This window comes from Falsiroseomonas sp. RANM36 (genome assembly GCF_056682175.1).
This window is the reverse complement of record NZ_JBWXTD010000004.1, coordinates 230,813-241,974: the sequence shown is the minus strand read 5'-3', so window position 1 is coordinate 241,974 and position 11,162 is coordinate 230,813. Positions and strand designations below refer to the sequence as shown.

Genomic DNA, 11,162 nt, shown 5'->3' with positions numbered 1-11,162 from the left:
GGCGGGGGGGGGGGGGGGTTGGGGGGGGGTGGGGGGGGGGGGGGCCGGCCCCCGGGGGGCCCGGGGGGCGCCGCGCCCGCCTGACCTGGCATCGCGACCCGTCCTGGAAATCCGGCGGCCGGCCGTTCAGGATGTTCCCGCCCTGGCGGTGCTGCTGGCCGAGATGCAGCGTCACTACGGCGATCCCGTGACCGATTCGGAAGCCGAGCGCGCGGCGGTGCTTGCGTGCCGCCCCGCGCCGCCCCCCGAAAGCTTCGCGCCGCGTACCCTGGTCGCCGTGGACCATCCCGGACGCGTCTGCGGCTCCATCGTCCTCAACGTGACCTTTCCGGCCGCGCGGCTGACCCGCTCGCTCTATGTCCGGGATCTCTACGTGGCGGCTGCCGTGCGCCGCCGCGGCGTCGCCCGCGCGCGGCGGCGCGGGGCGGCGCGGCTGACCGTCGCGGAGGGCTTCTCGGCCCTCGACTGGACAGCCGATGCCGCCAATGCGCCGGCCCGCAGCATGTACGACGTCAGCGGCGCGGCGCTGCTCAGCCGGGTCTATTACCGCCTGACCGGCGAGGCGCTGGCCAGGGCCGCTGCCTGAGGCGGCCAGGCGGGGCGGCCCCCGCCGGCGTCAGCCCTGCGGCGCCAGTTCCCGGCGCGGCACCGAGGGGTCGGTCGCGGGCTCGGCCCGCGCGACCGGGCTCGCGACGGGGTCCAGGAGGAAGCGGACCTCGAAGGCGCCACCGCTCTCCAGCGCGTCCAGCACGTCGCAGGCGGGGTTCGGGCAGAAGGCGCCGATGCCCGCGTTCCACGCGATCGGCGTGGCGCATTTCCAGCAGTGTTCCGCCATCTCCGCTTGCTCCTTGTCGCCCGCCACGGCGCCGGCACGATCCAAGGTGCGGCCGCGACCGGGCAACAGCCTTGCACGGCGTCCATTAACGATCGGCTTGCATGCGCCGCATCGCAAGGGAATTGCGCGGCACGGCGCGGCCGGCGGGGTCCCGGCCGCGCCGCTCAGCCGGGTGGCACGCGCTGCATCAGGTCGAGCCAGGCCGGCGTGATGCCCCTGCCGTCCACCGCCACGAACATCGGCTTGATCTCGATCCGGCCCCAGACCTGGTTGCGGACATAGGGCTCCTCGGCCAGCCAGGCATCGAGGGCGGCGCGATCCGCGAAGTCCACGACAAGGACGGAGGTCGCCATGCTGCCGTCCTCCGCCAGCATGCTGCCGGCAAGAAGCACGGCGCCGCTCTCCACGAAGGGCTTCATCCGGTCGAAATGCTGCCGGCGCGATGCCTGTCGGCGCGCCGCGCCGCCGGGCTCCGGCCTGTCATGGGCAATGACGCAGAAATGCGGCAAGCGCGCCTCCCGGTTCGTGTCCGGCTGGCATACTCAACCATGTGTCGAAGTGGCGGAAGAGGTTTGCACGCGGCCGTAGCCGCCGCGGGCGGCGCCTCAGGCCGCGTCGGCGCGCGTCGAGCGCTCTTGCCGCAGCAGCGCCTTGGCGTCGCCCACCGCCAGTGGCTTGCTGATGAAGTAGCCCTGCGCCTCTGTGCAGCCCGCGGCCTGGACGAGGCGGAGCTGCTCCGCGGTCTCGACGCCCTCGGCGGTGGTCGCCAGGCCGAGCTGCCGCGCGAGGCTCGCGACGGAACTCACCACGGCGCGGCAATCGGCGCGGCTGCCCATCTCGGAGACGAAGGATCGGTCGATCTTGATGCGGTCCACCGGCAGGCTGGTCAGGTGCCGGAGCGAGGAGAAGCCGGTGCCGAAATCGTCCAGCGCGATGGAGACGCCCATCGCCTGAAGTTCCCGCAGCACGGCCAGCGCCTCCTCCGATTCCTGCAGCAGCGCCGTCTCCGTTATCTCGAGCTCGAGCCGGTTCGCGGCCAGTCCGGCCTCCCGCAGCGCATCGGCCACGAGCCCGGCCAGCCCGGCGCTGCGCAGCTGCACGGGGGAGAGGTTCACCGCCAGACGCGTCGCGTCCGGCCAGCCCGCCGCCGCCGCGCAGGCATTGCGCAGGATCAGCTCGCCGAGCGGCAGGATCAGCCCGGTCTCCTCGGCGAGCGGGATGAACTCCGCCGGCGACACCTGGCCGAGGCCGGGATGCGACCAGCGCACCAGCGCCTCGAAGCCCGCGACGCGGCCGGCCGCGAGATCCTGCACCGGCTGGTAGACGAGCCTGATCTGCTCGCGGGCCAGCGCCTCGCGCAGCTCCGCCTCCAGGCCGAGCCGGCGGAGCGCGGCCGATCCCATGGCCTGGTCGTAGCGGCAGAAGGTCCCGCGCCCTCGGGCCTTGGCGCGATAGAGCGCGACGTCGGCGTTCTTCATCAGCGCGTCGGCATCCGCCCCGCCCTCCGCATCGGCCGTGGCGATGCCGATGCTGACGCCGACGGCCGCGCGGCTGCCGGCGATGTCGTAGGGGGCGGCGAGCGTGTCGATGATGCGCCGCGCCAGCGCCTCGGCGCTCTCCGGCAGGCGCGACGAGCGGTGCAGGATGGCGAATTCGTCGCCGCCGAGCCGCGCGACCAGGTCGCTCTGCCGCACGCAGCCGCGAAGGCGTTGCGCGGCGGAGACCAGCAGCTCGTCGCCCGCCGGATGACCGAGCGTGTCGTTCACCTGCTTGAAGCGGTCGAGGTCGAGGCAGAGCAGCGCCACGGACTCGCCCTGCTCGGCCGTCCCGTCCGTCGTCTCCCGGATCGCCTGCTTCAGGCGGTCGCGGAACAGCACGCGGTTCGGCAGATGCGTGAGGGAATCGTGATGCGCCAGGAAGCGCACCTGCGCCTCGGCATGGGTGCGCTCGGTCGCGTCCTCGTAGGTGGCGACCCAGCCGCCGCCGGCCATGGGCCGATGCGCCACGGCGATCGCCCTGTCGGGATCCTCCACCAGGAAATCCCCGGCCTCGCCGGCCATGGCGAGCAGGCGCTGGCGCTCGTGGATGGTGCGCACCAGGCGCGCGCGCCGGCTGGCCCGCGCGCGCATGTGCGCGAACAGCTCGTCGTGGCGCGTGCCGGGCGCCGTGGCCTCCGGCGCGAGGCCGAACATCTCGGCGAAGCGCCGGTTGCAGACGATCACGCGCGCATCCGGGCCGACCATGCAGAGCCCCTGCGACATGTTGTCGAGCGCGGCGTGGAAGCGCGCGCCCTGGACCTGCGCCTCGGCCGAGGCCTCCTCGGCACGCGCCGTCGCGGCGGCGAGGTCGGCCATGGCGCGCTTGATCGGGGTGATGTCGGTGCGGATGCCGACATGCCCGCCATCCGGCGTGGGACGCTCCGACACCAGCAGCCAGCGGCCATCCGGCAGCAGCCGCTCCAGCGCGGGCGAATCCGCCTTGCGCCACGCCATCAGCTCGCGCACGAAGGCGTCCACATCCGGCCCGCATTGCGGATACTGGCCGCGCAGCGCGCCGCCGCGCAGCACCTCGACGAAGGGCGTGCCCGCGGTGAGGAACTCGGCGCTGGCGGCGTAGAGCTCGCGGAAGCGGCTGTTGCAGGTGACCAGCCGGTCTTCCGCATCCCACATGACGAAGCCGTCCGGCATCGCCTCGATCGCGTTCTCCAGCACCGCGCGGGCGCTGGCGCGCTCGGCCTCCATGCGTTCGCGCTGGCGCAGCGCGATGTCCATCGCCATCGCCAGGCAGATCACCAGCCCCGCCGCGACCGCCAGCACGATCGCCAGCCAGCTCCGGTCGCGCTGCCAATCCGCCAGGATGTCGCCGAGCGTGCGCGTCACCCGCAGCTGGATGCCGCGGTAGAGCGCGCTGCGCACCACCTCGATGGTGGTCTCCGCGCCCGCCGCCCCGGTCGCCTCGAAGGCGACGCCGTCGGCGCGGAAGCCTTGCGGACGCGGCGAGACGCGGCCCACCCCCATCTCGTCATGCGGCACGCTGGCCAGCAGGCTGCCATCGGCGCGTTCCAGCAGGATGCGCACCTTCGCCGCGTCGCCCATCGGCGCCAGCAGCCCGGTGATGAGTTGCGCCGGCACCTCGACCGCCGCCACCATCCGCCCATGGCCCGGCAGCCGCAGCGGGCGCGTGAAGAACAGCGACCACTCGGAGGTCTGCGGGTTGCGGACGGGTCCGACGACGGACAGCGTGCCGGCGACCGGCGCCGCCTCCAGCAGGTGCGCCTCCAGCGGCAGGCCGGCCTGGCGGGTGGAGGACAGGGAGGCGGCGAAGACCTCGCCGCCCGGCTTCACCAGCAGCACGTCGCGGAACACCAGGTTCTGCACGTTCAGGTCGCGCAGCACCGCATTCGCCACCGCCGCTTCCAGCGGGCGGCCGGCGGCGGCCGTGCGCAGCAGCGCCGGCAGCCCGGCCAGGGTGCTGTCCACCTGCAGGATATGGCGGTTCACCGCGGCCTCGGCCGCCCGTGCCGCCTGTTCGAGCCCGTCGGTGGCAGCCGCGATCGCCGCGCCGCGCATGCGCTCGATCAGCAGCGCCGCACCGGCCGCCATCGCGACCAGCAGCAGCGCGACGGACAGGCGGAGCCCAACGCGCAGGCGTCGGGACGACATCGCGCGCGCTACTCGCTCGCTACTCGCTCCGGGCCGCCGCGACGCCGGGGGCGGGAGAGCCGATCCGGCCCCACGCCTCGGCGCAGGCCGCGCCGCAGCGCCGGATCCAGGCGGGCACGACGGTACGCGCCAGCAGGTCGCGCCGCAGCGCCTCGTCGGCCGGGCTCGGCTCGACCACGACCATCCGTCCGGGCCGCCCCTGGCGGCAGGAGGCAAGCCCGGCGTTGCAGGCAAGCCCGTCTTCGGTCTCCTCGCCGGCGGCGGTCCAGATCTCCCGCTCGAGCACCGCCAGGCCGTCGCGCAGCGGCGTCCGCACGCTCTCGGGCAGCGCCTCCCAGGCATCGATGTTGGCGCCGAACACCGACAGGCCCCAGCTGATCGCCTGGCGGGAGACATGCGTCGCGACCTCGTGCAGGCCGATGGCGTTGCCTGACAGCGTGCCGGTGATGGCGCAATCCACGACGCCGCTGCGCACCGCGGAGACGGCCTCCGCGAAGGGGATCACCACAGGCGTGCCGCCGAGCGCGGTGACCAGCTCGGACTGCCCGACCGAGGAGGTGCGCACCCGGCGCGCGGCAAGGTCCGTCAGGCCGGAGAAGGCCTCGCGGCACCACACCACCTGCGCCGGATAGGTATAGACGCCGAGCAGCTCCACGCTGTAGCGCTCCCGCAGCAGCTCCTCCAGATGCGGGCGCCAGCGCGCCACGGTGGCGCGCAAGGTGGCGATGTCCGGGCTCGCCACCGGCAGGTCCATCGCGTTGAGCTCCGGCTCCTCCGCGGCCGCGAGCCCGAGCAGCACGCTGCCGAAGGGCACGACGCCGAGGCGCATCAGCGGCAGCATCTCCTGCCCGCGGATGCCGCGCCGGTCGAAGGGCGCGATATCGGCGCGCAGCCGCCCGCCGGTGATTTCCGGCACGCGCCTGGTCCAGAACGGTTCCTCGTAGCGCGTGTACTGCACGACGCTGGCGAGGCCGCCGACCACCTCGATCTCGATCGGACGCTCGGCCTTCGCGCCGCCGGCGCCGAACGCAAGCCAGCACGCGGCCAGCAGTGCGGCCCCGTGCGTCGCCCAGCGCCGGCGCGCCCCGGACCCAGCCCCGCGATCTTCCTGCGCGCGAAACGGCATGTGACGGACTCCCGCTCTCACGGCACGCATGGTCGCGCGCGAACCGCAAAGATTTCCTGAACGGCGCGACGATCCGCGGCCCGGGCCTGGACAGGAGCGGAGGGCGCGGCCGATGCTGGCGCCCTGCGGAACCAGAACGGGAGACGGACATGCTTCGACGCCTCGGCGCCCTCTGCGCGATCCTCGGCCTGATCGGCGGCACCGCCGCGGCCCAGGGCTGGCAGCCCACGCGCCCGATCGAGATCGTGGTGCCCTTCACCGCCGGCTCGCTCGCCGACCGCAACATGCGCGCCGCCGCGCCGCTGCTCTCGCGCGATCTCGGCGTGCCGGTCGCCGTGCAGAACGTGCCCGGCGCCACCGGCTACAACCGCATCTACCGCGCCGCCCCCGATGGCCACACGCTCGGCGCCGGCGATCCGGTGGCGCAGATCGGCCTCGCCCTGGTGCAGCCCCAGCCCTTCGACGTGCTGCGCCTGACCTGGCTCGGCCACTGGTCGGCCGGCACCCAGACCATGGTCGCCTCGGCGCGCGGGCGCGTGCAGAGCCTCGAGCAGCTGCGCGGCACGCGCCAGCCGGTGCGCTGCGGCACCTTCGGCGGCATCTCGACCGGCGCGATGCAATGCGCGCTGCTCGGCCGCGCCTTCGGCTTCCCGGTCGCCTTCGTCTCCGTGCAGGGGCCGCCGGAGCTGGTTCTTGCCGCCGTGCGCGGCGATGTGGACCTCGCCTCGCTCGGCCCCTCGCTCTGGGCGCAGCACATCACGGCGGGCGCGGTGCAGCCGATCCTGTCCTGGGACGCCGAGCGCGATCCCCGCCTGCCGGAGGTGCCGGCGCTGAAGGACATCAACCTGGCGAACCTCGCCGATGTCACGGTGATCCGCGGCGTCGCCGCCCCGCCCGAACTGCCCGCGGCGATCCGCGACCGGCTGATCGCGGCGCTGAACAACGTGGTGAAGCAGCCCGAATGGGACGCCTTCGTCACCCAGTCCCGGCTGGAGCGGAACTGGGTGTTCTCGGCCGACTATCCGGGCTCGCTCGGCCGCGCACAGCAGCTTCTGCAGGAGAATGCGACGACGCTGCGCGGCGCCTTCTGATGGCCGCACCCACCCTGCTGCTGCCGGGCTGGCGCGCGCGCATCGGCGTGATCAGCCCGACGGTGCTGGAGCGCATCCCGCTCGACTTCCAGCGCATCGCGCCCGAGGGCGCGATGCTCTGCGGCGTCACCTGCGGGATGGGCGGCTGGGCGGCGAACCAATACGGCCAGGCGCTGGCGCAGGTGAAGGACGCCGCGCGCTACCTCGCCGCCCGCAAGGTCGATTTCCTGCTGCATGTCGCTTCGCCGATCGTGGTGGCGCAGGGGCCCGGGTATGATCGCGTGCTGCTGGCGGAACTCGCGGAAGCGACCGGCGGCATTCCCTGCACTACCACGATCCGCGCCGCGCTGGATGCCTTCGCGCTGCTCGGCGCTCAGCGCATCCTGGCCGTCACGCCCTTCCACGAGGTGCTGAACGGCCAGCTTCGCACCTTCGTGGAGGCGGAGGGCTACGCCTTCTCCCGCCTCGTCTCCGTCCCCGCCTCCTTCGACTTCCTGCAGGACGTGGCGCCCGAAGCGCTGTTCCGCGCCGCGCTCGCCGCCGCGGCGGAGGAGCCCGACTTCGACGCGGTGTGGATCCCCTCCGGCCAGTTGCCCGCGGTGGAGGTGGTGCTGCCGCTGGAGGCGCGGCTGAGGAAGCCGGTCGTGGCGCAGAACCATGCCGACTTCCTCGCCGCCTTCCGCGCGCTCGGCCTCGCCGGCATCCCGCGCGGCCACGGCATGCTGCTCGACCGCGGCGCGGGCTGAGCCGGCGTGGAAGGGCTCGCCGCGGCGCTGGCCGAAGGCTTCGCGCAGGCAACGACGCTCGACGCGCTGCTGTTCATGGCCTTCGGCACCCTGGTCGGCTACGGCTTCGGCATCCTGCCGGGGCTGCAATCGGTCACGGCCATGTCCGTGTTCCTGCCGCTGACCTACTGGTGGACGCCGGTGCAGGCGATGTATTTCTTCGCGGGCATCATCGGCGCGGCCGGCAATGGCGGCGCGGTCACCGCCATCGTGCTCAACATCCCCGGCACCGCGCAGAACGCCGCGACGATGCTGGAAGGCTATCCGCTGACGCGGCAGGGCAGGGCGGTCTTCGCGCTGAACCTCTCGGCCGCGGCAAGCTGGCTCGGCGCGGTGTTCGGCGTGGTGGTGCTGCTGGCGCTGGTGCCGGTCTTCCTGCCCTTCCTGATCGCCTTCGGCCCGGCCGAGACCTTCTGGGTCGCGGTGTTCGGGCTGGTCACGATGGTGCTGGCGGTCAGCGGCTCGCCCGCCAAGGGGCTGGTCGCCATCGCCGTCGGCGTCGTGCTCGCCATCGTCGGCATGGGTGGCCCGCGCCTGCCCGTGCCGCGCTTCACCTTCGACAGCACCTATCTGCTGGACGGCATCGAGATCGTCGTCGTCGTCATCGGCTTCCTCGTCGTCTCCGAATGCCTGCTGCAGGTGGCCGGCGTCTGGGCGCGCGGGCGGGAGGCGGGGCAGGTCACGCGCGCCGCGCCGCCGGTCGGCGACGACTGGAAGCAGCAGGCGCTGGATGGCTGGCGCGCGCCCTTCCGGCACAAGGGGATCTTCCTGCGCTCCTCCGCGCTAGGCACCGCGGTGGGCGCGCTGCCGGGCGTGGGCGGCACCGTCGCGCAGTTCCTCTCCTACAACCTCGCCGTCGCCACCACGAAGGACAGCGAGAAGATCGGCAAGGGCGCCGAGGACGCGCTGGTCGCCACCGAGGCCGCGACCAATTCCAAGGAGGGCGGCGCGCTGTTCCCGACGCTGCTCTTCGGCATCCCCGGCAATGCCGAGATGGCGCTGGTGCTGGCCGCCTGGCAGATCCATGGGCTCGAGCCCGGCCCCGCCTTCCTGTCGCAGCATGGCGCGCTGGCCTGGGCGCTGGTCTTCGGCCTGCTCTTCTCCAACTTCATCGCCTCCATCGGCACGGCGCTGGCGAGCCCCTGGCTTGCGCGGCTGCCGGGCTTCGACATGGGCATCCTGGCGCCGGTGGTGCTGGTCGCGTCCCTGATGTCCGCCTTCACGGTGCGCGGCAACGCCGTGGACCTCGCGGCGCTCGCCGCCATCGGCGTGCTCGGCGCGCTGTTCCGGCTCTACGGCTATTCGGTGATCGGCGTCGTGATCGGCTTCGTGCTGGGCGACGTGATCGAGCGCAACTTCTACACCGCGCTGCAAAGCTCGCTCGGCGATTATTCCGTGCTGGTCGGCTCTCCCGTGGCGGCCGTCCTGGCGGGCGCGACGCTGGTCGCCGCGCTGTTCTGCGGCGCGAAGGTGCTGCGCGCGAAGCGCGATGCGACGGAGGAAGCGGCCTTCTCCACCGGCGCCGCCATCTTCGCCGCGCTGCTGCTCGCCGGCCTCGCCGCGCTGCTCTGGCAAACGCTGGCGAGCGGCTGGCGCGGCGGGCCGGTCGCGACGGGCGTGCTGGCGCTCGCGGTCGTGCTGCAACTCTTCGTGCTCGTCACCACACTGGGCGGCTTGCGCCGGGTCGCCGTGCCGGATGCGGCGGCGCTGCTGAAGCTCGCGGCGCTGCTCGTCGCGGCGCTGGCGCTCGCCTTCTGGCTCGGCTTCGTGCTGGCGATGGCGGCCTTCCTGCTCGCCTTCTGGCTCGGCGTGCACCGCATGAGCGCAACGCGCGCGCTGCCGCTGGCGCTGCTCTTCGCGGTCGCGCTGCCCTGGGCCTTCTCCTGGCTGGTGGAGGCGCCGCTCTGGCGCGGCGTCGTGGCGCCGCTGGTGCCGGGCCTGATCGGCGGGGACGTCGCGCCGCCGCTGTAGCTACACGCCCGCGTGGTCGCTGAGCACTGGGTCCAGCCGGAACTCGGCGGCCAGATGCTCCACCACCGCGCGTACGCGCGGCGGCACCTGGCGGCGCGTGGGGAACACCGCCTGGATCGGCAGCAGGCTCGGCGTCCAGTCCGGCAGCACCGGCACCACGCGCCCGTCGCGCAGCTCCTCCGCGAAGAGCCAGACGGGCGCCAGATACAGCCCCATGCCGGCCAGCAGCGCGGCGCGCACCGCCTCGCTGGAGTTGGCGCGGAAGCGGCCCTGCACCGGCACCAGCACGCGGCCCTCCGCGCCTTCGAAGGGCCAGGCCTCGCCGGTGGCCAGCCCGGTGAAGAGCAGGCATTCGTGCCGCGCCAGGTCCTCCGGCCGCTCGGGCGTGCCGGCGCGCGCGAGGTAGTCGGGCGTCGCCACCACCGCGCGGCGCGTCATGCCGATGCGTCGCGCGACGATGCCGGGATCGGTCAGCGCGCCGATGCGGATCGTCGCATCCAGCCCTTCCTCCACCAGGTCCGCTGCGCCATCGGCCAGCCGCAGCTCCACCGACAGGCCGGGATGCCGCGCGAGGAGCCCCGGCAGCCGCGGCACCACATGCAGCCGCCCGAAGGCGACGCCCGCGCCCAGCCGGACCCGGCCGGTCACCTCGCCGCGCTGCGCGCCAAGCGTGCCGAGCGCCGCCTCCGCCGCGTCCAGCGCTGCGCGCGCCTGGTCGAGGAAGGCCGCGCCGTCCTCCGTCAGCGACACGCCGGAGGAGGAGCGGTGCAGCAGCCGCGCCCCCAGCCGCGCCTCCAGATCCGCCACCTGCCGGGAGACGGCGGGCTGCGAGGCGTTCAGCGCCCGCGCCGCGGCCGAGAAGCCGCCGAGCTCGGCGACGCGGACGAAGGTGCGGAAATGCAGCAGCAGGTCCATCCGCCGATCCTGCCACCCGCCCAGGCTATCCGGAAAGCGGATGGGGCCAAGCCGGTCGTTGCGCGATCCGCCCGCCGGCGCCGCGCGGCAAAACCTCCCCACGGCGCCACGCCGCGACCGAGGAGCAGACCGATGACAGACTTCCCCACCCACAACCCCGAGACCGCGCCCGAGGCGGCGCGCCCCATCCTGGCCGGCGCCAAGTCCGGTTGGGGCTTCGTGCCCAACCTGCACGCCAAGCTGGCCGAGGCGCCGGTGACGCTGGAGGCCTATGGCCACCTCTTCGACGCCTTCGGCAAGACCAGCTTCAGCCCCGCCGAGCAGCAGGTCGCCTACCTGACCGTCAGCGCGATCCATGAGTGCGAATACTGCGTCTCCGGCCATTCCGTGCTGGCGCAGGGCGCCGGGCTCGACGCCGCGACGATCGAGGCGCTGCGCGAGGGCGGTCGCCTCGCCGATCCGAAGCTCGAGGCGCTGCGCGCCTACACTGCCGCGCTGGTCAATCTGCGCGGCCGCGTCCCGCCCCGCGTGCTGCAGGACTTCCTGGATGCCGGCTACACCAGCCGCCAGGCGCTGGAAGTGCTGGTCGCCGTCGCCGCCAAGACCATCAGCAACTACGCCAACCACCTGACCGGCACGCCGCTGGATGGCTTCATGGCGAAGACCGCCTGGGTCGCGCCGTCCCGCCGGCAGAAGGCGGCCGCGTGATGGACGCGGCGATGGGCGGCCTGCAGGCCGAGCTCGACGCCTTCCGCGCCGAAAGCGGGGCGCAGGGGC

The 11,162-nt window shown here is 73.7% G+C and carries 10 protein-coding genes; 5 read left to right on the top strand and 5 right to left on the bottom strand.

Features of this window, described 5'->3' with window-relative positions:
* Positions 1-586: GNAT family N-acetyltransferase (locus AC1MIR_RS14960; RefSeq protein ID WP_480028987.1), on the top strand; the 586-nt coding region annotated here is incomplete at its 5' end.
* Positions 587-616: 30 nt separating this feature from the next.
* On the opposite strand, the gene AC1MIR_RS14955 is transcribed toward AC1MIR_RS14960, so the two are convergent.
* The 4 genes from AC1MIR_RS14955 to AC1MIR_RS14940 form a co-directional block, all read right to left on the bottom strand.
* Positions 617-835: a hypothetical protein gene (locus AC1MIR_RS14955; protein WP_480028986.1), complete on the bottom strand. Its 219-nt coding sequence runs from the start codon at positions 833-835 to the stop codon at positions 617-619.
* Between the two features lie 164 nt (positions 836-999).
* Complete coding sequence (locus AC1MIR_RS14950; protein ID WP_480028985.1) at positions 1,000-1,344, bottom strand: YciI family protein; 345 nt, start codon at positions 1,342-1,344, stop codon at positions 1,000-1,002.
* A 96-nt stretch (positions 1,345-1,440) separates the two neighbouring features.
* Positions 1,441-4,497: a sensor domain-containing protein gene (locus tag AC1MIR_RS14945; RefSeq protein ID WP_480028984.1), complete on the bottom strand. Its 3,057-nt coding sequence runs from the start codon at positions 4,495-4,497 to the stop codon at positions 1,441-1,443.
* A gap of 19 nt (positions 4,498-4,516) precedes the next feature.
* Positions 4,517-5,623 carry a TRAP transporter substrate-binding protein gene (locus AC1MIR_RS14940; RefSeq protein ID WP_480028983.1) on the bottom strand — a complete coding sequence of 369 codons (1,107 nt, stop codon included), beginning with the start codon at positions 5,621-5,623 and terminating at the stop codon, positions 4,517-4,519.
* A 149-nt stretch (positions 5,624-5,772) separates the two neighbouring features.
* Between AC1MIR_RS14940 and AC1MIR_RS14935 the strand changes: the two genes are divergently transcribed.
* From AC1MIR_RS14935 to AC1MIR_RS14925, 3 genes are read left to right on the top strand one after another with little or no spacing between them, the layout of a single operon-like run.
* The gene (locus tag AC1MIR_RS14935; protein ID WP_480028982.1) at positions 5,773-6,714 is read left to right on the top strand and encodes a Bug family tripartite tricarboxylate transporter substrate binding protein; all 942 of its coding nucleotides are present in this window, start codon (positions 5,773-5,775) and stop codon (positions 6,712-6,714) included.
* A complete protein-coding gene (locus AC1MIR_RS14930; RefSeq protein ID WP_480028981.1) occupies positions 6,714-7,460 on the top strand; it encodes an aspartate racemase/maleate isomerase family protein in 747 nt (248 codons plus the stop codon). Before AC1MIR_RS14935 ends, AC1MIR_RS14930 begins: the two co-directional genes overlap by 1 nt.
* 6 nt (positions 7,461-7,466) lie before the next feature.
* Complete coding sequence (locus AC1MIR_RS14925; RefSeq protein ID WP_480028980.1) at positions 7,467-9,470, top strand: tripartite tricarboxylate transporter permease; 2,004 nt, start codon at positions 7,467-7,469, stop codon at positions 9,468-9,470.
* Here AC1MIR_RS14925 and AC1MIR_RS14920 read toward each other — a convergent pair whose 3' ends face one another.
* Positions 9,471-10,385 carry a LysR family transcriptional regulator gene (locus tag AC1MIR_RS14920; protein WP_480028979.1) on the bottom strand — a complete coding sequence of 305 codons (915 nt, stop codon included), beginning with the start codon at positions 10,383-10,385 and terminating at the stop codon, positions 9,471-9,473.
* Between the two features lie 132 nt (positions 10,386-10,517).
* Between AC1MIR_RS14920 and AC1MIR_RS14915 the strand changes: the two genes are divergently transcribed.
* Complete coding sequence (locus tag AC1MIR_RS14915) at positions 10,518-11,093, top strand: carboxymuconolactone decarboxylase family protein (protein WP_480028978.1); 576 nt, start codon at positions 10,518-10,520, stop codon at positions 11,091-11,093.
* The last annotated feature ends 69 nt before the right edge of the window (positions 11,094-11,162 follow it).